This window comes from Mycobacterium sp. NTMscope_MAC_12 (genome assembly GCF_976985675.1).
The window spans coordinates 201,545-224,865 of the sequence record NZ_CDRJYY010000001.1 but is presented as its reverse complement, the minus strand read 5'-3'; the positions used below and the strand labels follow the sequence as shown (position 1 = coordinate 224,865).

At 63.3% G+C, this 23,321-nt stretch carries 20 protein-coding genes and 4 pseudogenes; 5 read left to right on the top strand and 19 right to left on the bottom strand.

Going from position 1 to position 23,321, the window contains the following annotated elements; translation table 11 throughout:
* Positions 1-4: 4 nt before the first annotated feature.
* Complete coding sequence (locus tag AC0KS4_RS01025; RefSeq protein WP_057969459.1) at positions 5-709, bottom strand: TetR/AcrR family transcriptional regulator; 705 nt, start codon at positions 707-709, stop codon at positions 5-7.
* A gap of 76 nt (positions 710-785) precedes the next feature.
* Here AC0KS4_RS01025 and AC0KS4_RS01020 point away from each other — a divergent pair, with 76 nt between their 5' ends.
* Complete coding sequence (locus tag AC0KS4_RS01020) at positions 786-1,655, top strand: metal-dependent hydrolase (RefSeq protein ID WP_033712834.1); 870 nt, start codon at positions 786-788, stop codon at positions 1,653-1,655.
* 192 nt (positions 1,656-1,847) lie between these two features.
* Here AC0KS4_RS01020 and AC0KS4_RS01015 read toward each other — a convergent pair whose 3' ends face one another.
* The 9 genes from AC0KS4_RS01015 to AC0KS4_RS00975 all read right to left on the bottom strand — a co-directional run bounded on the left by AC0KS4_RS01015 (position 1,848) and on the right by AC0KS4_RS00975 (position 10,250).
* Positions 1,848-2,864, bottom strand: a complete 1,017-nt coding sequence (locus AC0KS4_RS01015; RefSeq protein WP_033717470.1) for an LLM class flavin-dependent oxidoreductase — start codon at positions 2,862-2,864, stop codon at positions 1,848-1,850.
* A gap of 132 nt (positions 2,865-2,996) precedes the next feature.
* Positions 2,997-3,188: a ferredoxin gene (locus AC0KS4_RS01010; RefSeq protein WP_074021704.1), complete on the bottom strand. Its 192-nt coding sequence runs from the start codon at positions 3,186-3,188 to the stop codon at positions 2,997-2,999.
* 11 nt (positions 3,189-3,199) lie between these two features.
* A complete protein-coding gene (locus AC0KS4_RS01005) occupies positions 3,200-4,501 on the bottom strand; it encodes a cytochrome P450 (RefSeq protein ID WP_007168386.1) in 1,302 nt (433 codons plus the stop codon).
* A gap of 87 nt (positions 4,502-4,588) precedes the next feature.
* The gene (locus AC0KS4_RS01000) at positions 4,589-5,179 is read right to left on the bottom strand and encodes a TetR/AcrR family transcriptional regulator (RefSeq protein ID WP_007168385.1); all 591 of its coding nucleotides are present in this window, start codon (positions 5,177-5,179) and stop codon (positions 4,589-4,591) included.
* A gap of 746 nt (positions 5,180-5,925) precedes the next feature.
* Entirely contained in the window at positions 5,926-7,374 is a 1,449-nt protein-coding gene (gene ltrA / locus AC0KS4_RS00995) for a group II intron reverse transcriptase/maturase (protein WP_007168383.1), read from the bottom strand.
* Positions 7,375-7,903: 529 nt separating this feature from the next.
* A complete protein-coding gene (locus AC0KS4_RS00990) occupies positions 7,904-8,119 on the bottom strand; it encodes a hypothetical protein (RefSeq protein ID WP_019732564.1) in 216 nt (71 codons plus the stop codon).
* A gap of 47 nt (positions 8,120-8,166) precedes the next feature.
* Positions 8,167-9,063, bottom strand: coding sequence for an alpha/beta fold hydrolase (locus AC0KS4_RS00985; protein WP_007168381.1), 897 nt, complete (start codon positions 9,061-9,063; stop codon positions 8,167-8,169).
* 52 nt (positions 9,064-9,115) lie between these two features.
* Entirely contained in the window at positions 9,116-9,556 is a 441-nt protein-coding gene (locus AC0KS4_RS00980) for a PaaI family thioesterase (RefSeq protein WP_007168380.1), read from the bottom strand.
* A 49-nt stretch (positions 9,557-9,605) separates the two neighbouring features.
* Positions 9,606-10,250 (bottom strand): TetR/AcrR family transcriptional regulator, encoded by a 645-nt coding sequence (locus AC0KS4_RS00975; RefSeq protein WP_007168379.1) that lies wholly within the window; start codon positions 10,248-10,250, stop codon positions 9,606-9,608.
* A 126-nt stretch (positions 10,251-10,376) separates the two neighbouring features.
* On the opposite strand from AC0KS4_RS00975, the pseudogene AC0KS4_RS00970 reads away from it, so the two are divergent.
* Positions 10,377-10,838, top strand: a pseudogene (locus tag AC0KS4_RS00970) (acetyl-CoA acetyltransferase); the annotation flags it as partial.
* On the opposite strand, the gene AC0KS4_RS00965 reads toward AC0KS4_RS00970, so the two are convergent.
* The 9 genes and pseudogenes from AC0KS4_RS00965 to AC0KS4_RS00925 all read right to left on the bottom strand — a co-directional run bounded on the left by AC0KS4_RS00965 (position 10,754) and on the right by AC0KS4_RS00925 (position 20,965).
* Positions 10,754-11,152, bottom strand: a complete 399-nt coding sequence (locus AC0KS4_RS00965; RefSeq protein WP_174814222.1) for a hypothetical protein — start codon at positions 11,150-11,152, stop codon at positions 10,754-10,756. The pseudogene AC0KS4_RS00970 and the gene AC0KS4_RS00965 sit on opposite strands and share 85 nt — an antisense overlap.
* Before the next feature lie 557 nt (positions 11,153-11,709).
* A pseudogene (locus tag AC0KS4_RS00960) lies at positions 11,710-11,928 on the bottom strand (transposase); the annotation flags it as partial.
* Positions 11,929-11,974: 46 nt separating this feature from the next.
* Positions 11,975-13,918 carry a tyrosine-type recombinase/integrase gene (locus AC0KS4_RS00955; protein ID WP_007172497.1) on the bottom strand — a complete coding sequence of 648 codons (1,944 nt, stop codon included), beginning with the start codon at positions 13,916-13,918 and terminating at the stop codon, positions 11,975-11,977.
* The gene (locus AC0KS4_RS00950; protein WP_007172498.1) at positions 13,915-14,964 is read right to left on the bottom strand and encodes a tyrosine-type recombinase/integrase; all 1,050 of its coding nucleotides are present in this window, start codon (positions 14,962-14,964) and stop codon (positions 13,915-13,917) included. The genes AC0KS4_RS00955 and AC0KS4_RS00950 overlap by 4 nt, the downstream gene beginning before the upstream one ends.
* A gap of 116 nt (positions 14,965-15,080) precedes the next feature.
* A pseudogene (locus tag AC0KS4_RS00945) lies at positions 15,081-16,094 on the bottom strand (IS256 family transposase); the annotation flags it as partial.
* A 698-nt stretch (positions 16,095-16,792) separates the two neighbouring features.
* Entirely contained in the window at positions 16,793-18,046 is a 1,254-nt protein-coding gene (locus AC0KS4_RS00940) for an IS30 family transposase (RefSeq protein WP_101930934.1), read from the bottom strand.
* Positions 18,047-18,300: 254 nt separating this feature from the next.
* Complete coding sequence (locus AC0KS4_RS00935; protein WP_472408494.1) at positions 18,301-19,284, bottom strand: integrase; 984 nt, start codon at positions 19,282-19,284, stop codon at positions 18,301-18,303.
* A 284-nt stretch (positions 19,285-19,568) separates the two neighbouring features.
* Positions 19,569-19,892: a helix-turn-helix domain-containing protein gene (locus tag AC0KS4_RS00930; RefSeq protein WP_007172299.1), complete on the bottom strand. Its 324-nt coding sequence runs from the start codon at positions 19,890-19,892 to the stop codon at positions 19,569-19,571.
* On the bottom strand, positions 19,889-20,965 hold the full coding sequence (locus AC0KS4_RS00925; RefSeq protein WP_007172298.1) for a tyrosine-type recombinase/integrase: 1,077 nt from the start codon (positions 20,963-20,965) through the stop codon (positions 19,889-19,891). The genes AC0KS4_RS00930 and AC0KS4_RS00925 overlap by 4 nt, the downstream gene beginning before the upstream one ends.
* 457 nt (positions 20,966-21,422) lie before the next feature.
* On the opposite strand from AC0KS4_RS00925, the pseudogene AC0KS4_RS00920 reads away from it, so the two are divergent.
* The 3 genes and pseudogenes from AC0KS4_RS00920 to AC0KS4_RS00910 all read left to right on the top strand — a co-directional run.
* Positions 21,423-21,536 (top strand): annotated as a pseudogene (locus tag AC0KS4_RS00920) (hypothetical protein); the annotation flags it as partial.
* Between the two features lie 119 nt (positions 21,537-21,655).
* Positions 21,656-22,267, top strand: a complete 612-nt coding sequence (locus tag AC0KS4_RS00915; protein WP_087139652.1) for a hypothetical protein — start codon at positions 21,656-21,658, stop codon at positions 22,265-22,267.
* A complete protein-coding gene (locus AC0KS4_RS00910; protein ID WP_007172296.1) occupies positions 22,267-22,875 on the top strand; it encodes a hypothetical protein in 609 nt (202 codons plus the stop codon). The genes AC0KS4_RS00915 and AC0KS4_RS00910 overlap by 1 nt, the downstream gene beginning before the upstream one ends.
* Positions 22,876-23,321 lie beyond the last annotated feature (446 nt).

The following is a 23,321-nucleotide window of genomic DNA, read 5'->3' as shown; positions in this document are numbered from 1 at the left end:
GCACTCAGCATCGCCGGGCGTGGCCGCGAGCCGATAGAGCGTTTGCCGATGCCCCGGATTCAGGAACCGGCGCCTCGCCTATGTTCTGCAGCAGCACGTAGGTGCCGAGGCTGCCCAGGAAACCTGCGCAGTGTTGGACGAGTTCATCAGTACTGAAGTCCAGTTCGCCGTCCAGCCAGCGGCGCAGAACCTCGAAGAGTCCTCCGACACCGAGGGTTGAAGCCAGATGCGCGACGCCCACCGCAGAGTCGGCGATATCCAGGTGAAGTCTGGCCTCGCGCAGCACGAGGTCGGCGAAACCGGCCATCAATTGGCTCCGCAACTCGCGAAGGAGTGGCTCCGTTGCGGATTCAACGAACAAAATGCGGGCCAGCCGAGGATCGTCTTCGATCATGTTGACCAGTGCGCGGATGGGGGCATACGCCAACACGTCGGGTGGCGCGCCGGCGTCTGGGATCGCTTGGACTATTACGTCTTGGAAGGTGGCATAGAGCTGCTGGTAGACGGCCCGCAAGAGCGCGTCGCGGTCGGAGAAATGCTGGTAGAAGTAACGCGAGGTGACACGTGACTCGGCGCAGACGGCAGTCACGGTGGTGGCGGCCACGCCTCGGGTACCGATCAGCTCGATAGCGGCGTCGATGAGACGTGTACGCCGGTGCTGATGGCGCTGCTCTGCAGACACTCCGCGATACACCCGGACTGAACGCATAGACACAGTTTGTCATCTAAATCTGACTAGGTATAAAGTCAGATTATTGAGGTCCGCTTGGAGATGGGAGTAGCACATGACCAGTGAGTCGCCCACACGGCCAGCAAAGAGGGTGCTGCCAAAGGCTCGCCGTGTCCGTTTCGCAATGCCTGCTGGGACCAGTCGCCAGCACTTCGTCGACGGCGACTTGGTGATGAGCCACTTTGTCTCTACCTTGTCGGCAACGTTCCCCGAGGGCGAAGACTTCTTCATCCGATCGGTGCGCCAGTACCGTGACCAGGTCAGCGACCCCGACCTCCAAGAGGCGGTCAAGGGATTCATCGCGCAGGAGGCCACCCACCGGCACCAGCATCGGCTGCTTAACGAGCGGCTCCAAGCGATGGGCTATCCGACCGACGGGATCGATCGGCACATCAAGAAGTTGGTTGACCGGCTCGAGAAGCGATTCTCTCCGAAGATGCGCCTGGCCGTGACGGCTGCCCTTGAGCACTACACGGCGACGTTCGCCGAAATCATTCTGACCAGCGACGAGGCACAAGAGCTGATCGGCGACACCGAGGTCCGGCCGATTCTGCTCTGGCACGCTTTAGAAGAATCCGAGCACAAGGCCGTCGCTTTCGACGTCTTCGAGACGGTCGGTGGAACCGAACGCACCAGGGTCTGGGGAATGCGGATTGCCACAGTCATCTTGTTCACCGAGTTGGTCATCCAGACCACTCGCTCTCTGGCGGGTGACCGCGCAGCCTACAACCCACTGCGCTTACTGCGCAGCCTTCGAGCCTTCCGTCGTTCCCCACTGTTCAGCCCGGACGCGGTGCAGCGCTTCCGTTCCTACACCCGCGCCGGCTTCCACCCCGACGACTGGGACAGCACCGAAGTCCTCGAACGCTGGGCCAAAGAACTCTTCGACTCCGATGGCGCCCAGCGAATCGGGAGCCGCGTCTAGCATCAACGGTGAGCGCGAGCAGAGAAGCACTGGCACTAGGTGGCTTACGAACTCGTCGTCGAAGGCGATCCCTACGGTACCGGCAGGAGCACACCGTCGATGAACCGGTCATTTCGAATTAGACGGGAGACTCATTCACCGCCGCGGGTTGTCGTCGACACAGACGCTGGCGCACCTACATGAACCGGGATGTTACTGGCCGGGGGCGCAGTGCTTGATCATCTCACCGAGGTTTTGGCCGACCCGCTCAGGTGCGATACCCACCGACGGCGGGTAGAGCATGATGTGGTCGAGTACCCCCTCGTAGCGGCGCAGCCCGGCGCGCACCTCGCTGGCGGTGCCAGCGACGCCCATCACGTCGATCATGTCGTCCGTCACCGCGTCGAACATGGCCGCAAAGTCACCGCGTGCGAAGGCTTCTCGGATAACGGCACCCTGTTTGGCGAATCCGCAGAAGTCGAGCAGCGGTTGGTAGGTTCTGACTGATGCGTAGAACGCGATCTGTTGCGCGACCTCGCGACGGGCGATTTCCGGGTCGTCGTGGATGGAGCACATGACCATTGACACAATCTCGACGTCGTCGGGATCGCGCCCGGTGCGTGCGGCGCCCTTGGCCACCGCGGGCCGCACGACTTCCTCCACGTAGGCGGTCGTGAAGAGCGGATGCCCGGCCAGCCCGTCAGCGACCCGGCCGGCGGCTTCGCACATCCGCGGGCGCACCGCGGCGGTGATGATCGGAATATCGCGCGCAGGCGGGTCTACCGGGCCGCTGGGGATGAGATTCATCTGGTAGAAGCGGCCTTCGTGGCGGACTGGTCCCTCGTGCAGGTTCCAGATGCGCCGAATAAGGGGTACGAGTTCCTCGACGCGCAGGGCGGGGGCGCTGGTATCGGCGACGCTGTGCCAGTTGCTCATCATCCGTTTGGTGCCGTTGCCGATGCCGAGCACGATGCGACCGCCGGACAGTTCGTCGAGATCGCGCGCCTCGGTCGCCAAGACCAGCGGGCTGCGTCCGACGCCGTAGAGAATCGACGACCCGATGCGACACCTGTCAGTCGAGGTGGCCATTGCCGCCATCGAGATGGATCCCGACCGGGTATAGAACTCCGATGCCCACACCGCGTCGAACCCGGCCTGGTCGGCCGCGGTGGCGGTGACCTTCATCGCGGCAAGGTCAGGGGCTAGGACAGAGAGTCCAAAGGTACTCACTACTGCGGCTCCATTGCGTTGTGTTGTGCTCCTGAGCGATGTCGGCGAGCCCGTTGGACGAGGAGCAGTCATCGTGGACCGGCCGGAAGCCAGTGCCGAACAGCTGCACCGGATCTCGCTGCTGCCAGTCTGTCAATCGTGCAACGCGAGCGCGCCTGTGGGGCAACTCGCCACGGCATCTTCGATCAGTGCCCTGTGACATTCGGGTGGCCCAGGATTCAGGATGTGGAGTTTCCCATCGTTACTGACCTCGAAGAAGTCGGGAGCCAGGCCTTCACACATCCCGATTGACGAGCATCGATCGCGGTCGACTGTGATTTTCATGCCACGCTGCCTCACGTAGTCGGGGTGAAGCGGACGGGAAGATGATTCACCCCGTGGAAGAAAGTGCTAACGGTATAGCTGGGTGGCCCGCAGACTTCAATATCAGGCAGGCGGTGCAGCAATTCCCGGAAGAGCGCGGCGAGTTGCTGCCGCGCCAGCTGATTGCCCAAGCAGTGGTGGATACCTCCACCTCCGAAGCTCACGTGCGGGTTGGGGTCCCGTGACAAATCGAACTTTTCCGGGTTGGTGAACACTGTGGTGTCCCAGTTGGCCGAGCTGTAAAAAAGTACGACCTTGTCACCTTCGGTGATCTGTTGTCCGCCCAGGTCGCAGTCGCGAGCTGCCGTTCGGCGGAAGGTCATGATCGGGGTGGCCCACCGGACGAACTCTTCGACCGCTCCTTTGATTCGTCCGTCGAAATCCTCCATCAGCCACGCTCGTTGATCGGGAAAGTCGGTCAAGGCTTTCATCGCATGACTGGTGCTTTGGCGCGTGGTGTCGTTCCCAGCGATCGTGAGAAGTATGAAAAACGAGACGATCTCATCTTCGGTGAGTTTTTCACCGTCCACTTCAGCCTGAACGAGGTTCGTCATGAGGTCGTCTTCGGGCTGCCGGCGACGTGCAGCGATGATTTCGCGGGCGCCGTCGCCTAGGAATCCCATCGCTTGGAAAAGGCGAGGTATGACTGGGTCGTCGCCCATCACCTCGGGGTCGCTCCACCCACCGGCATACCGTGATTCCCACGCGATGTCGCGGCGCATCGAGTCCGGCACGCCCATCATGTCGAAGATGTTGTGCATCGGCAGCAACGCCGCGCATTCGTCGACGAAGTCGGCCTTGCCCTGTGGAGCCAGGTCGTCGACGACGCGCTTCGCGTTGGCCTCGATCTGATGGTGGATCAGTCGCATCTGCTTCGGCGTGAATGCGGATGCCAGCAATCGTCGAATCTTGGTATGACGCGGCGGATCCATCGCAATGAAGCCTTGAGCGGTGTCGAGCAATTCCTGCGGGATCGACTCCATGACAATGCCCTGACCTGACAGGAAATCGTCGTGTCGCCGGGTCGCCTCGACAAGCAACGGATGCGTAACCACAGCCCAAAAGCCCCGGTCGTTCCCGTCGTCGATCATGGTGTGCTCGACTCGCGGGTGCCAGCTGATGGGAGCACGTTTGCGCAGTTCGGCGTATGTCTTCTCCCGGTCGGCGGCGGTGCCGGCCCAAAATGCAGTCGAGGACAAGTCGGCAGAATCATATGGACGTGCTGAACGCCGCTCCGCCGACGTTTTCAGTGCGGACGTCGTGCTGGCAATCATGAGAATCTCCTAAGGTTCGTGCGGCCCCACTCCAAGTGTTTACAATTATTCCTTCAGAGTCAACATTTGAACATAAAATCCTTAGTGTTAACGCGCCTCGCCTGCGGAGGAATGAACGCCCAAATAGCGAAGTGCGATCCGCGAGATGCGCTCCCCGGTCGTCTCGGCGTCGGCGGTCGGAAGCACGACGTGACTCACCGTCAGCCTTACCAGTGCATCGGCGACATCATTGACGTCATTGGCGTCCAGGCCTGAAAAGTGCTCGTTGAACCAGGTCACGAGGGCTGCCGAGGACAGCTCCAGTAGCGACGCAGAGGTCGGCAGGAGCGGCAACATACCGGTTGACTCAGCGACCGTCCTGTCCGTAGGCCGGTTCGATGTCAGCACCGCCTTCAAGAGCGGGCTCGCTTCCGCTTCCTTCAGTGTGTACGACACCGCAGCGGTGATGCCCCCGCCGACGTCTCCGGCGTGTTGTGCCAAAACTGCGTGAATGCCATTCAAGAAGCGTTCGCCTTCGGCCACAACCAGCGCGTCGCCCAGTCCCTGCTTATCGGTGAACTCCTTGTAGAGCGTCGGGCGGGACACGCCGACAAGCTCTGCGACTTCACCCATGCGAACGCGATCCCAGCCCTTCTCGATAGTGAGGGTCCGGGCAGCCCTCAAGACTTGCTCACGCATATGCCGGCGAAACGAGAGGCGAACGGACTCTGTTGGCATGGTGAGCAGGATATGCGTCTTGCACAAGTGTTCCGTCGGGGCTATCGAGGACCACGCCGACAACAATGCACTTCGCCGGTTTGGCTGTCCGGGTTCCGCTACTTCTCACCATGGCACTGTCATCATCCGGTGGAACTCGCGACATCGGCTTGGCGACCGCCACGCTTCGAGCTGATGCCAACGTCGCGATCGAAGTCTGGGGTTCCCCTGAAAAAATGGACACGGATAACTTGCTTCCGCGACAGGGTTCAGCGTCCGCTCGTAGTCGATAGGTGAGCGCGTCCCGATCGCTTAATGCCTTGGTTGATTATTGTAGAAGTTCATCCAATTGTCAACTCCTGCAATCAATTCCGCTTTGGTCGCGTAGGGTGTGCCGGTAGTAGCATTCCTGTTTGAAACTCGACCACAGCGACTCGGCGCCGACGTTGTCCCAGCATTACCCGCGCAGCGCCCACCGCGCGCGAACACCCCCCGCTGCACGGCCACGGTGACCAACTCGGTGCGCATGTGATCATCCACAGCCCAACCCAGTGCCCGCCGCGAGTGCTCGTCGCGGATCGCGCACAAGAACATGTCGCCCTCCCCGCAGCCCAGATAGGTGTAGGGGTCGGACCGGGGCGCGGTGTCGGCATTTCTACCGATCCGTTTCCCCGGCCCGCCCTCCGAACCCGCCGAGCGAATTTCTCCGCAACGGGCTCTCCACGGATTCAGGCCACTGGTGCAGTGATGTCCGTCGGCCTCGCTGTCCAAGGGGTGATGATTTTCGTGCCCCGGTAGCGGTATCGGGTGACCTCTACCTTCTGCGGCCGAAACATCGCCGTCTTGCCTTCGCGGATTTGCCAATTGGGCAGGAACCGTCGATGGAAGACGCCCCACGCCAGCCCGTGGTGCCGTTTGCGCATCCAAGTCACCACCCGCCACCATGTGAAGTGGTCGAGGTAGTCGAAGGTGCGTTTGGACACCCCGTGCTGGAAGTAATTGCACCATCCCCGCAGGACGGGGTTGAGTTGGCGCAGCAGATCAGCGAGCGTTCGATGTTTGTGTCGCCGCGTCAGATTCCTGACTTTGTCGGTGATGGACATAAGTGCCTTCTTCGACGGCCAGGTGTAGACGTAGTGCTTGGTCGTGCCCCTTTTGATCTGCCGTTGGATGCGGAAGCCGAGGAACTCGAACCCCTCGTCGACGTGGCAGATCCTGCTCTTCTCGACCGACAGGCGCAGGCCCATCGGCGCGAGCACTGCTGCGATCTCGTCCCAAAGCGCTTCGGCATCAGCGCGAGTGCCGTGGACCATGACACAGAAATCGTCTGCGTAGCGGACGATTTTCATGGTCGGAACTCCGGCGCGTCGATGCTTGGCACGTGTCCATTCCGGGCCGAGCGCCTTCCACTTCGCGGCGAAGTGCTCGTCGAGAACGGACAGGGCGACATTGCTGAGCAGTGGTGAGAGGATTCCGCCTTGCGGAGTGCCGGTGATGGTGTCCCGGTAGCCGAGATCTTTCGAGAGAATCCCGGCTTTGAGGAACGACTTCACCAGGGCCAGAACGCGTTTGTCCCCGACACGTCGCCGCACCCGGCCCATAAGGGCCGAATGCGAGATTTCATCGAAGCACGCCGTGATGTCTCCCTCGAAAACCCAGTGATAGGCCCGTGAGCCGCTGGCGAGGTGATGGATCTCAGCGATGGCGTCCTGGGCTCGCCTGCCCGGCCGGAACCCATATGCGCACGGATGAAAGTCCGCCTCGAAAATGGGCTCCAGCACCAGCTTCAGCGAAGCTTGCACGACCCGGTCGGCGACGGTCGCGATACCCAGGCGGCGGAGCTTGCCGTTCGCCTTCGGGATCATCACCTCCCGCACCGGATCCGGCCGGAATATCCGCTCCTTGAGTTCCTCGCGGAGCCGCTGAAGCAGTCCGACCGCCTCTGCCGCACCGACAGACCGCGGTGCGGTCCCATCGGCACCGGCTGAGCGCGCACCCTTGTTCGTCCGCACCCGCTCCCACGCGAGGGTGAGGAATGCGGGGTCATAAACGAGGTTGTACAAATCATCGAAACAGCGGTCGCTTTCATCAACCGCCCAATGGTGCAGTTTGCGTTGCATCCTGCGTACCCGCAGCTCGGCCGTGTCCGGGTCGGGCCACAAAGCACTCGTATTCACAAGTGACCTCCACAGTCTGCGTACTCGCCGCGAACCCGCTGGAGCCCTTTGCCATGCGACCGGCTTTCCCGGCCTCGGACTACTACGGCTCCTCCGCCCCACCACACCGGCATCAGCCGACGACTGCCTACCCCTCCAGCCCGGCTGGCTGCCGGATCTGACCGGGGACCGGCGCGGTGGTTCCCGTGTTCACTGTCAACCGTTTGACGGGTGAGGTGTCCAGCTATGCCCCTGCGACCTCGTCACGGCTACGCCGCAGTCCTTCACCGTGACCTCCCGAACCGGCGACATCAACCGGCCCACGAGTTCCCCGCCCTCAGGGCGGGTGCGCGTCGCTGCCCAGCCCGCATCCGCCAGGTTGGAGCTGGTGGTCTTCTCTTAAGAGGCGTTCAGCCGCTGGTTCCTCGCGTACACCTTCCCGTCTCGCTAGCCGGACCCGACCCGTCTGGCAGTACCAGGCCGTCCCGGCGTTGTCGGGGCTGCTTCCCACCCTCACCAAAGTCTCTTTAGATCAGGCTGCCCCCAGCTTCTACCGGGCCACTGCGATGGCTCGGCGACGGTGGTCTCTCACCTCCGTTCGGTTGAACAGCGCCTCACGGCGCTCGATATCCGAGGACCACACCGCGTCGAGTCGGCCCTTATCAAAGCGCTGGCCGATCAGATCCGGCGGAAACGAGGCCGGATCGACCACCGTGGTGGTCTTAAACCTCCGCGGACTGATCCCCTTGATGCCGAGCTCGGCCATGATTTTGGCGCGGCCAGCCCGGGCTGCGCCAGATAGCCCAGAGCTTTTCACGCTGAAGTGCTTATCGTGCGGTCGAGAAATCCGGCGACGGCTGCGGTGAAGGCATCGTTGTCGTCGCCTGCGACCATGTGGCCGGTGCCGGAGACGTCCACCGCTTGGGCGTGCGGTACGACCTTGAGGAATTCGTCGACCGACTGCTGCGATGTCACATCTGAAAGGACGCCGCGCACCAGAAGAGTGGGTGCCTGCACGCGGCGGGCCCCTTCAACAAGCAGTTCGCTGATCGCGTCGAACTTTTCGGCACCAGTCGCGGGGTCACCTTGCAGAAACTGGAAGTTGGAAGTGATGAAGGCCGGATCCCATCGCCAGATCCACCGACCATCGTCGCGTTGCCGCAAGACTTTACGGAGTCCGTCCGGGTTCTTGGGCCGAGTGCGATGTCTGTTGTATTCGGCAATGACGTCCGCGGCGTCGTCGAGCGTGCTGAACCCGTCAGGATGGGCGGCCATGAACGACACGACGCGGCGTGCTCCGTGAAACTCCATTCGCGGAGTGATGTCGACCAGGACGACGGCTCCCCACAGGTCGGCGGGCGCCAGCAAGTGCGTGCCCAGGACGGTCATGCCGCCCAAGGATGCGCCGACGACGGCCGGCGGGCGGTCGGTGCTCGCGTGTTCACGCACGGCCAGCAGATCGGACGCTAGCCGTCCGAGGTCGTATCTTCCGGTAGGGTCCCACGCGCTGTCGCCGTGACCTCGGGCGTCATACGCGACGACCGTGTACCCACGAGCGTGCAAGCGGCGCGCTGTGGTCGCCCAGGCGTGTCGGTTTTGACCACCGCCGTGCAGGAGCAGCACAACGGCGCGGGCAGCGTCGTGCCGGTAGCAATCCGCCGTGAGGGTGACGCCGTCTGTGGTGCGGAATCGCTCGAGCGTAACGGTCATCGGGTGCGCTCGCCGTTGTGAAGTCGGACGACAATACCATCGGTCCTTTTCATCACGAGGAATTCCCCCTAGGGCTAACGACGGTCACTGTTCCTTGGGCGGCACATACCGCGCGCCCGTCGTTGGTGATGTCGATTCTGGCGACACCGCTGCGCTTGCCCAGCGCGATGATCTCGGTGACGGCGACGCATACTCCGCTTGACACGGGCTGCAGCAAGTTCAGCTTGAATTCGGTTGTGGCGACCCACGATCCAGCGGGGATCACCGGGTAAAACACCACGCCCAAGCAGTGGTCGACCATTGCTGACAGGCATCCGCCGTGCAGATTGCCGAACGGAGTCAAAAGGTCGTCCCGAGCATCCATCTGCACAACCAGCCGCCCGGCGGCGAACTCGGTGTGGCGAAAATCCAGGTATTTGGAGAGTCCTCCCGTGGTTGCCGCCGCGTTCTGCAATTCCTTGGCGATCTGCTGATTGAACTGCGCGAACTCCATGGTTAGCGCCCCTTCTCATCCACGGATATCGATGCGATGGTTTGAGACACTACTCTGCACTTGTTGCATCGACGCAAGGCTGGGTGTTGGTGAGCAGAGCTGGAAGCAGGAATCGGCGTAAAAAGGCATCGAGGCCTTCGGGGCTGCGGTGTCTGGGGCCGCGGACCGACAGCAGGCTGAGGACGGTTCGCAGGATCCATTCGGCGGCATCGTCGACCGACACCCCGGGCTCGAGTTGGTCCCAGTGCGCAGCGAAGACAGGTCGAAGGAACTCGGCCACGAGTTCAAACAAAGCCACCGACGTTCCCTTGGCCAACCCCACGCCGGCGAGTTCCTCGTCACTGCCGAACAGCAATCCGATTGTCGGCTCGCGATGAGCGGCGCGTACCGTGACCTCGACGAAATCGAGTATTGCCGTGCCCAAATCGCGATGTACTGCGATCCGTCGACGCATGCGGTCTAGGTAGCGTTCGGCCGCACGCAGGATGACACCGGAAACGACGGATTCACGACTTGGAAAGTAGCGGTACACCGTGGCGCGCGACACCCCCGCCTGTCTGGCGATGTCCTCCATGGTGGTGCCCGGCAGCCCCTTGCCCTCCAGGCACGCTTCGGCGGCATCGAGCAGGAGGTCTCGGGCGACGTCGCGGGTCGTGGGAGGTGCCGTGCCCCAGCGCAACGATTTCTTCGTCACGAAGCAAGTATGCAGCCTCGGACCGATCGTGAATTAACGACCCAACCGGTTGTCGCATGGCTACTTATGTGACAATATCGCAAATATGTCGCAACAAAGGTGCCGACGATGAACGTGACCTGACCGTTGGCGATTCCGCCCCGCACTCCCGTTGTCGTCGCGGTCGGTGAGATCACGCACCGCGGCGACAGCGTCGTCGATCCCATCGATTTGGCTTGCGAAGCCGCGCGTCGAGCATTGCAAGACGCGGGCGCTGCGATCGGGCATCGGATCGATACGGTGGCGACACCGGGCATTCTGATGATTCCGCGTGACAATCCCGCGTCGAGAATTGCCGAAGCGGTTGGGCTGGCGCCCCGGCGTCGCATCAGCTGCCCGATTGGCGGCAATACACCGCAATACCTCGTCGAGGTCCTTGGTGGGGACATTGTGCGCGGTATCAGCGATGCGGTGCTGGTCGTCGGAGCCGAGACCGGCGAGTCCGCCCGCAGAGTCAAATCGGGTCATGCGCTCCGCGATCCGAAACCCGTTGATGCACAGGATGAGTCACTTGGCGACACACGTCCCGGATTGAGCCCAGCCGAGATGTGTGCTACCTCACCGACTTTGACTCCCGCCAGTTCAGCGATCGCAGTGAGGCTTTCACCGCGGCCTTGCATCCGGGCCAACGCTGTCGCGCCGGCCTGGCGGTGTTCGTGACGGCGCCGCTCTCCCTCTGCGTGTATCTCGAGGATACGGTTGCGCTCCCACTCGTCGACGGCGGCCAGCCGCCCAAGCTCGACGAGGAACGACGCAGCGTCATCGACATTTTGACGCTCACGCTCCAGACGTGCCTCGTTGGCCTTGTTCTGCGCCTCCCGGACACGCTTGCGCGCTGCCGATTTCGAATTGATGTTCACCACGTGGGAACCATAGGACGCACCCATCGTCGTGCTCTACCATCCTGACCAACATCATCTGTGTCCCCATTTGTCCGCACCCTTTGTCGCCAAATCGACTGCCTACCAATGCAACACATCCGCACCGATCCGCACCACTCACCACAACCACCTGTCCGATCCGGGAAACGGTCGGGTGCGCTCGTTCACGCGCTACGACACACTTATGCCAACGAGACCCGTACCACAGCAGCCTGAAACCCGCTATCTGCACTGGTCGGCACGCGGTGGTTTCGCTTGGTGTGCGATGGCGCTATATGACCAGCTCAGACACCCCTTCTGGACCTCAACCAGAAGGGCTTGACCGCTCTCCTAAAGCCGGTCTCGCAGATTCGACCCCCTGACCGCACTCGACGGTGCATTTCCGATCGAATGTCGCACTGCTGGTAGCGGGAATCGAAAACTATGCCTCATGATCTCGGTATGACCTGCCGGCCAGTACCAACGGCGGGAGACGGGGTTGGGGTCAAGTCCAGGGACGTGGTGTACGACGTCGTCGTGTGATTCTTCGACTTGGTGGTTTAGGCGGTCAGTGCCGCCGGGGTGTCCTCCTGTTCTGTTGATGGCGTGTGGTCGGCGCGGGATTTGCTGAGGACGTCGAGGCCGAGGTAGCGGCGGGATTCGGCCCATTCGTCGTGTTGTTCGGCCAGCACCGCGCCGACGAGGCGGATTAGGGCGTTGCGGTCGGGGAAGATTCCGACGACGTCGGTGCGCCGGCGGATTTCCTTGTTGAGTCGTTCTTTTATCCGGCCCTCGGGGGCGGGTCAACCCGTCGGGGTGGGATGTTCATCGATCGAGGCGCTGGAGGTGGTCGGTAAGGGCGTGGGCGACGCGGTCGTGGCGGGCGGCTTCGTCGGTCCAGCCGCGGCACTCGGCGTCGGTTCTGAGGGCCTGGACGTCGGCGAGTTGGTCGGTGAGCGTGTCGCGGAATTCGGGGGCGGTGACGTAGTTGTCGCAGGTTTCGCAGATGTTGGCATAAGGGCACGCGCCCGCGGATTCGTGGCGAGCGCAGTATCCGTGTGCAACGCGGGTTTTCAGCATTTCACTGTGCAGCCAGCCGACCTTGTCGGGCAGGATCGGTTTGCCGACCGGGGTGAGGGTGAACTGGCGGCGCATCTTGCCCATCGCTTCGTCGTAGGCCGCGCGCAGGGTGGGCGAGGCCAGGGTGGCGTAGCGGATCGTCATTTGTGGAGTGACGTGCCCGAGTAAGGACATCAAGGCCTGCAGACTCATCCCGGCGTTGGCGAGTTCGGTGGCCCAGGTGTGGCGCAACTGATGTGGAGTGACCATCAGGACGCCGCCGTCGGGACGGTGCAACCCGGCGGATTCAGCGGCGGTGAGCAGCCCGTTGCGCAGCCGGGTGTAGCCCAGGCGGCGTCCGTGCCGGGTGAACAGAAAGTCGGTGAGCACGCCGGTGCGTGGGTGCGGCAGCGGCCGGTGCGTGCCGCGGAGGGCGACCCACTCGTCGAGCGCGGCGAGGGTCGCGGCGGAGAGCGGGACCATGCGTTCGGTGGCGAGCTTGCCCAGTGGCACCTTCAGCCAGGTTCCGGCCGGTCCGTAGTCGATGATGCTGCCCAGTTCGAGGTCGAGCAGTTCCCCCGCCCGCAGGCCGGCACCACGCAGCACGGTCAGGCCGATGCGGGCGAACGGATCCTGCAGGTGGGCAACGGCGTTCATCACTGCCGCGTCCACATCGGGTGCTAGCGCGCGTGGCAACGGCTGGTCGAGTTTGGGGACGTCGGCGGCGAATACCAACCGCCGTGGTGGGGCCTGCGCCCAGCCCCAGGCGGTGATGTCGTCGAGCAGGTTGCGCAGACTGAGCACTGCCGACTGGGCCACCGCGGCCGAGACGGTGCGCCCGGCGCCCGCGGCGGCGCGCTGACCACGCCAGCCCCGGGTGCGATTCCATTTCAGGTAGCCCTCGATGCAGCTCCGGTCGAGTTCACGCAGGCTGATGACGTCGGGATGGTGAGCGGTGAGGTATTCGGCGAAGGGCAGCAGGTCGTTGATCAGCGACTCGACCGATTTGGGCCGCAGCACCGCCGCGCGCACGCCGATGTAGCGCAGCAACGTCTGACGGATCGGGTCGGGCATCTCCACCTCGGTGAAGCGCTGCTCGAGGCTACGGGCCCACCGCCGGCGTTTCGGCGCGGTGTCGATGACCGCGGTCTCGAACAACAGCTGCCGCAGGCTGGCCAGCCGCCCCCTGTATGCCCGCCGCGACGATGGCGGCACCACGGTACGTGACAGCGCGGCGTCGAAGTCGTCGAGCGCGTCGCCGGTCAGGTCGGCGACCATTCCGCCGTGGTGTGCCAGCACTACCGCCAGACATTCGCCGAGGACCGTCTCGACCCAGGAACTCCTCCAGCCCAACCGAATTCCCGCATTCCGCAACGCGGCGAATCCGCTCGGATCCCGGTCCTCCACTGCGCGGCCCAGCCCGGTCAACTGTTTGACCGCGGCCAGCTCGACGTCCAGCCGTAACCGGCCGGTGCCGATCGTGTGACAGATCAGCGGCCACGCCCCGGTGTCCCGTATCTCGGCGATCCGCTCGGCTGCCGGCAGCGTCATCCAGGCGTGCAGGTCGCGGTGGCGTGCGGTGAAGTCGCGAGCGATCCGAATCCGGTCGCGTACCGCCCGCCCGCTCAAACCCAGGGTGGCGACGTGGTCGAGATAATCCGCCACCACCTCGTCGGCGCCTACGGGTTGGCCGACCAACACCGTGGTCACTGCCGGGCTCCGGCCAACGTCGCACGAGCAGCACCGTATTCGGCGGCGAGCTGCTCGATCGACAAATGCACGTAGCGGGCCGTGGTCTCCGGCGAGACATGCCCCATCAACGCCCGCAACGCCAGCAGATCGATTCCGGCCGCCGACAATTCGGTGCCGTAGGTATGCCGTAAACGGTGCGGGCGGACTCTTGTGGCGCCAGAGGTCTCCCGGTGCCGACGGAACAGGCTGCGCAGCCCGGCCTCGCTGACCGGTGCACCGGTCGTCGGGCCGCGCAGCACTACGAAGCACTGCGGCGTCGCCAACCCCGGCGGCCGCTCCCATCGCAGGTAGGCGGCGAGCTCGGTGAAGAACGCCGCATCGACCGGGACATGACGTTCCTTGCCGCCCTTGCCGATCACCCGAAGCCGGCGCCGGCCCATATCGACGTCGGCGAGCAGCAGGCCACGCGCCTCGGCCGAACGCAGCCCTCCGAGTAGCATCACCAGCACCATCGCCCGGTCCCGGTGCGTTGCCAGTGTCGCCAGGAACGCGTCGACATCGTTGGTGGACAACGATTCCGGAAGACGCTGCGGCTGACGCACCAACCTACCGCCACTGCGTGCACGCCCGGGACCCAGATGACCGAGCAACCCCCGCTGCGACTGGCGCAGCCCCTGTCCCCGCCGCGGCGACGGCACCGGATTGTCGGTGCAGACACCGGTCATCACCAGATACTCGAATAACGCGCGCACTGCCGCGACCCGGCGGTTCACCGTCGAAGCTGCCGGCGGGGTCGACGAGCGGTGACCGCCGGTGGGCTGGTCCGTTCGGCGGACGCCTTGCCAGTCGATCCAGTCGAACACCAACGGCGCATCGACCGCGGCGAGCCCGACCGCTTGCTGGACGAGGAACCGGCTCAAATTGGCGACGTCGAATGCGTAGGCCCGCACCGTGGCCGCGCTGAACCCCCGTCCCGCCAAATGGTTGAGAAACGCGTTCACCGCGTCCTGCCCGTCCCAGTCGCCCTCCAGGACATATCCGCTGTCGCTCTTGAGTACCCGCATCGCCGCTCCGCCTTCCCCCACCGAGATGCAGACAGCATCCATCCGTGCTCAGCGCTTGTGCGTGAACCTCACGCTGCAGCCCGAACCGTGTCCCCGGAGAGCCGGTTAACGGATAGTGGGTTGTTGGACCAGATCTGCCGCCAAATTTGTTTGGGGAAGGCGGTGAAGGCGAGCAGGTCGGCGCGGGCGTCTTCGAGGTGGTCGGCGACCTTGGGGAGCTTGTCGGCCAGTGCGTCGATGATGCGGTCATATTGGGCTGCAACGGAACCGGCGTCAGGTTGATCGAAGACCGAATGCAGTAGTGTGCGTACCCACGGCCACGATGATTTCGGAGTGATGGCCATCAGGTTGGTGGCGTAGTGGGTGCGACACCGTTGCCACGATGCCCCAGGCAGGGTGGCGCCGATCGCGGCCACCAGACCGGCGTGGGCGTCGGAAGTGACCAGACGGACCCCTGATAGGCCGCGGGCGGTCAGCGACCGCAGGAAGGTCAGCCAGCCGGCCCCGTCCTCGGCGGTGGTGACGTCGATGCCCAGGATTTCGCGGTAGCCCTCGGCGTTGACCCCGGTGGCGATCAGCGCGTGCACGTTGACCACCCGGCCTGCTTCGCGAACCTTGAGCACCAGGGCGTCAGCAGCCATGAACGTGTACGGGCCTGCATCCAGTGGCCGGGTCCGGAACGCCTCGACCGCGGCGTCGAGCTCTTTGGCCATCACGCTGACCTGGGACTTCGACAAGCTGGTGATGCCCAGAGTCTCGACGAGTTTGTCCATCCGCCGCGTCGAAACGCCCAGCAGGTAGCAGGTAGCCACCACCGTGGTCAGGGCCCGCTCGGCGCGTTTGCGCCGTTCCAGCAGCCAGTCCGGGAAGTACGAACCTTGCCTTAGCTTGGGAATCGCCAGATCCAATGTGCCTGCGCGGGTGTCAAACTCGCGGTGCCGATACCCGTTGCGGGAATTGGTGCGCTCGCTGCTGCGCTGGCCGTAGCCGGCACCGCACACCGCGTCGGCTTCGGCGCCCATCAGGGCGTGAATGAAGGCGGCCAACAACTCGCGCAGCACATCAGGGTGCGTGGTGGTGAGTCGTTCGGCCAGCACGGCAGACAGGTCGATATCGTGGGCAATGGTCATCGCGTTGATTCCTTTGCTCGAGTGACTTTGGTCGGTCCCTCGAAGAATCACGCGATGACCTTCATTCATCCGGCTACGACACGCCGGTCATCACCGGCTCGTACACCACTCTGCTGGACGCAACTGGGGTTGGAGACGATGACGATAGAAAATGCGTCGGTCATGCTCACCGCTCATGAAGTTCGAGCGATGACCGGAGTTCCGGTCTCAACGCTGCATGAATGGGCGGCCAGGCGGGAACGTGGGATTGATGCGCCTGGTCCACATCACCTCAGGCTTAGCGATCGGCACCGTCGATGGTTACTGGATGACGTCAAAGATTGGCTGGAATCGACTCGGGTGTAGAGCGATTCGCCCTCACCCAACTACTTAGCACAACCGCTGACGCAACTGGGGTTGGAGACGATGACGATAGAAAATGCGTCGGTCATGCTCACCGCTCATGAAGTTCGAGCGATGACCGGAGTTCCGGTCTCAACGCTGCATGAATGGGCGGCCAGGCGGGAACGTGGGATTGATGCGCCTGGTCCACATCACCTCAGGCTTAGCGATCGGCACCGTCGATGGTTACTGGATGACGTCAAAGATTGGCTGGAATCGACTCGGGTGTAGAGCGATTCGCCCTCACCCAACTACTTAGCACAACCGCTGTCAACGGCGGCCGAAAATTGACCCCTTTTCGACGGGGTGGGTTCTACTCAACGTCGCAACACCGACGGATCACTCGAGACTAACAGGGCAGCGAATAGATCGGCGGGGCAACGGTCTTGGAGGACCATGCGGGGGCGATGGTTGAGTTCGTGTTCGACGGCCAACAACTGCTCCGGCGGGTGGCTGATGAGGGTGACGCCCTTCGGGAAGTAGTCGCGCAGCAGTCCGTTGGTGTTCTCGTTCGTGCCGCGTTGCCAGGGTGATCTGGAGTCGCAGAAGTAGACGGGCGCGCCGAGCTTGTCGGTGGTGGCAAGGTGGCGCGCCATCTCGGTGCCCTGGTCCCAGGTGATCGACCGCATCAGCGTGGGTGGCAGATCCTTCATGCGGGCCACCAAGGCCGCGTGCAGGGAGTCGGCGTCACTGCGAGGCAGATGCACCAACCGCAGCATCCGGGTCTGGCGTTCGACCAGAGTGCCGATCGCCGAGAGGTGGTTATTACCGATGATAAGGTCGCCTTCCCAGTGGCCGGCTTCAGACCGGTCGACAGCCGAGAAGGACCGGTCGTGGATGGTGAGCATCGGCTGCTGGAACCGCGGCCGCCGGCAACTCTGGCGGTGATGCGCTCGGCGGTGATCTCGACCGGTGCGCAGCGGTGAGCGTCGGTGCGGCGCTAATCGCGAGGGCCGCATGAAACGTGAATTCGGTTGATAGACAGCTTGATAGATGCTTTCGTGGCATAACCACATCGATGAATCATCGGGGAAGCGGTGGCGGAGGTGACGGCTGATCTGTTGGGGGCTCCAACGCTGAAGAAGCAGCTCGGCGACCGCGTTACCGAGCTGGTCGTTGGTGTCGACCCGACGGCGGTGGTGACGTGCTCGTCGCGCGGTGGCTCGCCGGTGGGCATCGAAGGGCTGATATCCGCGGCCGGCTGGTGCGTTGCGCCGTAGCTCCCTCGAAATCGTCGACGGCGCTCGACCGAGTCGGGTGGCGATCGTCCGCACCCTCAGCCCTGAGTGATGCAGATCGGCGATCTCGATGCGCTCGTCCTGGGACAGGTATCGCGTGCTGATCTGGCGGACCGCTAGTCGATCTAGCGGCGGGACGAACCCGACCGCGACGCCGTTGCGGTAGGTCTTGTAACCGCGTGTCCAGTTCGTCGCAGCGGACCGGGACACACCGACTTCGCGGGCCGCGGCCCGCACGCTCCACCCGCGAGCCCGCAACTCCATGAACCGCTGACGCTTGGCCGACTGCGGACGACGTCCCGGCCCCTTCTTCACCCGACGCGACGATGCCAACACAACCTCCAGAATCTAGAGAAGTGTTGCGACCGCACCTAGAAACCACCGCGTCGACACGGGGTCAGTTTTCAGACGACGCCGACACTGTCAAGCGGCAATACGACCGAATCGAATATGGCGGGTTACCAGTGAGTTTCCCGTGAGTTCAGCCGGATTGAAGCGATTTCAGTTGGAACCCACGGCCTTTCGGCTGTGAAGGTTCATAACTGCGGCGGGTTCGCGGGCCCTGAGTCTGGCGGCGTTGGGTGGCACTACGGTTCTACCGGCTGCTCGAGTTCGTCGCTGAGCAGCCGTTCGGCCACGGTGGTGTAGCGCCGTGCGGTGTTGTGGGAGATGCCGAAGACGAGAGACAGGTGCAGTGGGTCCGGGCCTGCGGTCAGCGCTTCGTGAAGGATTCGGTCGGCACGGATGCGTTCGATCGTGAATCCATTGTCGCTCAACGATGGTTTCACCGATTTTTGACTGACCGGCGTTGTGCGCAATGCAGTTTTCGTCGTGAGTAGAACGTGCCGGTTCGGAGTGTGGGGCCATCTGTCCCGGCGGTGGTCGAGCCATGTGTTCAGCGCGATGTGGGTGAGCTCACCGAGCCGTTGGTTGTGTCCGGCAAGGGTGATCCGCCGGTTCGGCAGGTCGATGTCGTCGAGCGTGAGTTTGCGTATAACGGCTGTGCGGCAGGCATGTTCGACGCTCAGCGCCACAACTAGGCGTGCACGCGGTTCGCTCGCGAGCTGTTCGATCGAGCGCACCTCATCATCGGTGATGGGCAGGAGGTCCTGGTCTACTGGTTGGCTCTTCAAACCCGCTGTTGGGTTGCTGAAGACCAGAGCATTCTTCTTGGCGTGCCGGAACAGCGACCGCAGCGCCTTGATCAGATTGTGGCACTGGTTTCCCTGAAACGGCCGCAGCGCCGCGTCGACGTCGGCCCTGGTGACCTCCCTGAGATGCTCGTAGGAGGTGGACCAGTGCGCGAGAAGGGGCCTGACCGCGCCGAAGTAGCTGTAGAGCGTCCTCGGTGATCGTGGGCGAGCACGTGCGCCGCCGACCAACAGGGTAAGGAGCCAGTGGTGCGACGGCTCGGCGAACCCTGGCGGAAGTTCCGCGGTGACGCGGTCGATCCAGGCACGGATCGGAGGTTCGGTGTCGTCTTTCAGCAGGTCGAAGTGGGATAGGATTTCGACAAGCCTGCGACGGGACGCGAGCCGATGCGGCCGGGTTCGAACCTCGGTGAGCGGCACGCGATCACCGGTGGGCCGACCGGCCAGAAGGGTGACCAGGGCGTCGAGGCATCGGTTTGTGGTCTCACCGCACCAATCGTGGGCGGCACCGAGTTCCCGGGCGTATACCGCAGCGGCCACGAGCACGGGGTCGTCGGATTCCAAGGCTGGATGCCGCCGGGGCGGGCGAGCAGGCAGTCCCGCCTTTCCGCGATAGTAGTGCGCTTTTTTTGAACAGCTTCTGCCGCAGTATTTTTGGTCGCGGCGACCGTTGGCAGGCAGCGCAGTCCCGCAGTGCAGGCAGTTCATCGCGGCGGCAGCGACCTGCCGGCGCGAGTGCGCGGCGTGACCGACCGGGCCTCACCGACCGCCGCTGACTCGTCGTCGGTGACGGGCGTGGCCGCTGCCACGGTTTCGGGTTCGGGAATCAGCAACTCGTCGACCCCGCAGCCGAGGACGGCGCAGATGACGTCCAGGTCGTTCAGTTTGATGGCGTTGGGGTTGCCCGACCACAAGCCCGACATCTTGCCGGCGCTGATGACCAGACCGCGGTCGGCGAGCATCCGCTGGAGTTCGCTGGCCTTCCAGATGCCGCGATTGGCCGCGGCCAATCGCAGGTTCCATTTCATCGAGCGAGTCCTTTCCATCGATCGGCGACCCGGCGTTGCCCGGTGACCCAGGCATCTTCGACGTGGGTGGCGTGCACGTGGATATACCGAGCCGTTGTGCCCGTCCAGGCGTGACCTAATAGTTCCTGGATCGCGAATAGGTTCATACCGGCCAGATAAAGCTGGGATGCGCAGAAATGCCGCAGCACATGCGGTGTCAGCTTCCCCGACCACCTCGGCAGATATCGGTCGGTGGCCTCGGCCAGGGCGCGGCGATAGACGTCGGCGGTCGCGCGCATACACGTCCCGTCGATGTTCTTGCGTTCGGACGGAAACAGCGGCGCAGCATGGTTTTTCGGGTCGACATCGAACAGGCCCAGCACGTCTTCGATGAACCACTGCAGGCTGCGGTCGGCGCCGTTGATCAGTGGCACTACCCGCGGCTTGGGACCTTTGCGACGAGATCCCTTGCCATGACGGACGTTCAGCTTGCCGAACCGGCCCAGCTCCCAGCGCACGTCATCCAGGTCGAGCATCCGCGCCTCGTTGATCCGCAATCCGACATCGGCCACCAGGCGAGCCACGGCGTAGTTTCGGGCGGTCGGGGCGAACTTGCGGCAGGTGACCAGCTCCCCGCGCCACCCCGCGAACAGCTGCTCCACCTCGTCGGCGGTCGGCGGGATGCGCAGCTGCGGATCCACCCACGCCCGCGGTCGGTTGATCTCATCGAGCGGGCACTCGATGACCCGGCCGCTGAGATTGTGCAACTCGACCTTGTGACGCAGTTCGAGGAACTGAAAGTACACCGTCAGCGCGGCCGCCCGCCCGGTCCGAGTCGACGCCCGGGCATCACGCAGCACCTTGCCGAAGTAGGTGTCGGCGTCAGCAGGCTGGATCTCCCACAGCGGCCGACCGAACCAGTCCCGGATCAGCTCAAGGTGATTCACGTCGTTGCGGATGGTCGAGTCGACCAACCCGGCCGATGCCCGGGCAAGGACGAATCCGGCCAGCACATCGGTCTCGAAGCCGGCGAGCTCATCCTCGGTCGCCGGTGCCCGCTGCTCCCTCAGGTCCCGCACGACAGCCAGAGCCAACCCACGCCTCCTCAACTTCACCCACAGTGAAGAATCATCAGCTGATCAGTTATCCAGTCGGCAAAGATGATGCCACTTCATTCGCGGGTTTTGCAGCAGGGACACGCCCACAACAGCTGGTCCAGGCACTCGACGGGCTGGCGCACACCACTCGGTGGCTCAGGAACCCGTCGACTGTTGGTTAACTACCGCATATAGCGCAATCGGTTGTACTTCAACGTAGTCGAGCGCCACTATACATTCCCGATAATCCGCCGCCATACGCATCGCACGCTCTTGCAACCGGTTTCGACGTGATGCAGCGAGTGTGGCACTAACGCATTGTGATTCACTCGATGAGTCAATTCCTAGGGCCGATAACCGGGCGAGCGGTCGAGCGGGCGGGCGTTTCCAGCAAACGCTCCTGCCTGTGGTCCTACTGCGCAGCCGCTCCCCCGCCGGGGGATTGGAGCCTGCTTTGGCCCGCCAACCCGAAGCCCAACAACGCATGTTCGTGCCCTTCCTCATCACGGTGGGCCTCGTCGAAGCAGCGACCTGGGAACGTCTCCCTACGACAAGGTGGAGACCGTAGCCACCGTCCGCCGACACCGCGGACCGCGAGGGGCGCAGCGTTGATCAATGAAATTGACCACCGCTGCGAAAATGCCGAAATGCGCCCCATGCTGCGGCGATCGCCCTATCGTTTGTGCCATGACGGGGGTAGGCATGCCGGCGTGGCCGGCAACAATGGCAGCATTCGTGCTCGAACTCGCCGGGATCGTGCCACCGCTAGATCCAAGAGTGCGAAATGAATTGGCTCAAGACGAAGAGAGTGTCGAGCTCGCGCAGCGTCTAGCGGAAGAACCCTCGCTACAAGATATCGTGTTCTCGGATGCGGATCATCCGTCGCTCCACACCCCTACCGTATTGTCTTTCACCGCAGAATCGTGGGCTCAGGCGCGCTCAGGTCTGGGCATCGTTGAGCGGGGTCAGGGCGAGCGCATCGCGGCCATCTGGCACACGGCGGTTCCGCTGGTCAACGGTGACTACCTGTTGACCCCGGATCCGGGTCACCCTGAAGCGGTGTCGTTCTATCGAGCCACGCGCAATGACGACGAGGGTGCGATCGATTTTCGCGTGGGCACTGCGTCGAGGGGCCCGTATGAGGTCGTGTGGGAGGACAACGACGACCGCTGCCATCTCAGACGATTCTTCAACGGCCTCTTGCAATGCAAGGTGGTCGGGTGCAGCGAGGTGTGTCATAGAGGCATCGAGGTGGACCCCATAACGGGCGCACAGTCATTTCCGTGCGGGTGTCCCTGATGTTCGGCATCGACTGGATTATTTGGGGCGTCATCATTGCCGCCGCCACGTTGGGGGCCGCAATCGGCGTGCCGGTCGTCCTCTACATCCGTCAGAACCGCGCCAACATCACGGTGACAAGCGAATTCGACAAGACCGGGTTCGTGGAAGTCGTCCTCGCCAAGGAGGGAAGCGGGGCCGCGCAAGTCGATTCGGTTGAACTCATGGCAGCTGGCACCAACACCAAGCTGCCATTAATCGGACGTTCCAAAACTGGTGCCGGGCCAATCAACTTCGATGGCGGCAAAGCCAAGATTCGCGTCTACTTCACACTCACCAGCGGGGCGAGTGCAACCGATGCCATCGAGGTACACGTCGAACACAAAGGCAAATCGTCGAGGGTCAAGTCCACCTGGACGACCAAGACCATATCTCCCCAGGCTGGCACCGAAATGATCGATCTGCGCGACCCGATTGAACCCGAAGCAGACACCACTACGAAAAAGGCGCCTGGCACTGCTGGTACTGGCACGACTGGGGCGAATCCGCCAGCAGCTCAATCAAATACACCCGCGCCAGGACTTTCCAACCCGCAGCGTGACACAGACGATCCCGACGTCAAGACGTAGAGCGTCCATCACGTCGAGGTCTCCCCCGGCGCCTCCAAGGAAGCCCGGTCGCGGAGGTTCGCGGCTGTGGCCCACACAACGGAAGGCCGTCGGGGACAGCCTTCGGGTGAGGATCCACCGGCGATACCGAATATCGCGATGTGGACATCCCACGTTGCCGAGACGCGGGTCGGATTGGCCATATCTGACTATTGCGGCCGCCGCCCGGCGGAGCCATTCGAGACCTGGATGCTTCGAGGCTGTGCCACGCCTCCGTAGCCCTGGCAAGTCCCCCGTCTGACGCTAATTTTGCCCGCGGCCACGGGCTACTTGACCCGTCGTGTGCGGGCGCATGGTTGGTGTGCGACGACCATCGAGACTTTGCACAGTGCACGAAACACCAAGGGGCGGTGTGTAAGTCGTGTGTTGGCACTGTGCTGGTGGAGTGGTCGTATTCGAAACCTGCG

What these genes read in the sequence shown, in the direction of transcription:
- AC0KS4_RS01025 (WP_057969459.1), bottom strand. Translation starts at nt 709, where the DNA reads ATGCGTTCAGTCCGGGTGTATCGCGGAGTGTCTGCAGAGCAGCGCCAT.
- AC0KS4_RS01020 (WP_033712834.1), top strand. Translation starts at nt 786, where the DNA reads ATGACCAGTGAGTCGCCCACACGGCCAGCAAAGAGGGTGCTGCCAAAG.
- AC0KS4_RS01010 (WP_074021704.1), bottom strand. Translation starts at nt 3,188, where the DNA reads ATGAAAATCACAGTCGACCGCGATCGATGCTCGTCAATCGGGATGTGT.
- AC0KS4_RS01005 (WP_007168386.1), bottom strand. Translation starts at nt 4,501, where the DNA reads ATGATTGCCAGCACGACGTCCGCACTGAAAACGTCGGCGGAGCGGCGT.
- AC0KS4_RS01000 (WP_007168385.1), bottom strand. Translation starts at nt 5,179, where the DNA reads ATGCGTGAGCAAGTCTTGAGGGCTGCCCGGACCCTCACTATCGAGAAG.
- AC0KS4_RS00990 (WP_019732564.1), bottom strand. Translation starts at nt 8,119, where the DNA reads ATGGCCGAGCTCGGCATCAAGGGGATCAGTCCGCGGAGGTTTAAGACC.
- AC0KS4_RS00985 (WP_007168381.1), bottom strand. Translation starts at nt 9,063, where the DNA reads ATGACCGTTACGCTCGAGCGATTCCGCACCACAGACGGCGTCACCCTC.
- AC0KS4_RS00980 (WP_007168380.1), bottom strand. Translation starts at nt 9,556, where the DNA reads ATGGAGTTCGCGCAGTTCAATCAGCAGATCGCCAAGGAATTGCAGAAC.
- AC0KS4_RS00950 (WP_007172498.1), bottom strand. Translation starts at nt 14,964, where the DNA reads ATGCGGGTACTCAAGAGCGACAGCGGATATGTCCTGGAGGGCGACTGG.
- AC0KS4_RS00930 (WP_007172299.1), bottom strand. Translation starts at nt 19,892, where the DNA reads ATGAAATGGAACCTGCGATTGGCCGCGGCCAATCGCGGCATCTGGAAG.
- AC0KS4_RS00915 (WP_087139652.1), top strand. Translation starts at nt 21,656, where the DNA reads ATGACGGGGGTAGGCATGCCGGCGTGGCCGGCAACAATGGCAGCATTC.
- AC0KS4_RS00910 (WP_007172296.1), top strand. Translation starts at nt 22,267, where the DNA reads ATGTTCGGCATCGACTGGATTATTTGGGGCGTCATCATTGCCGCCGCC.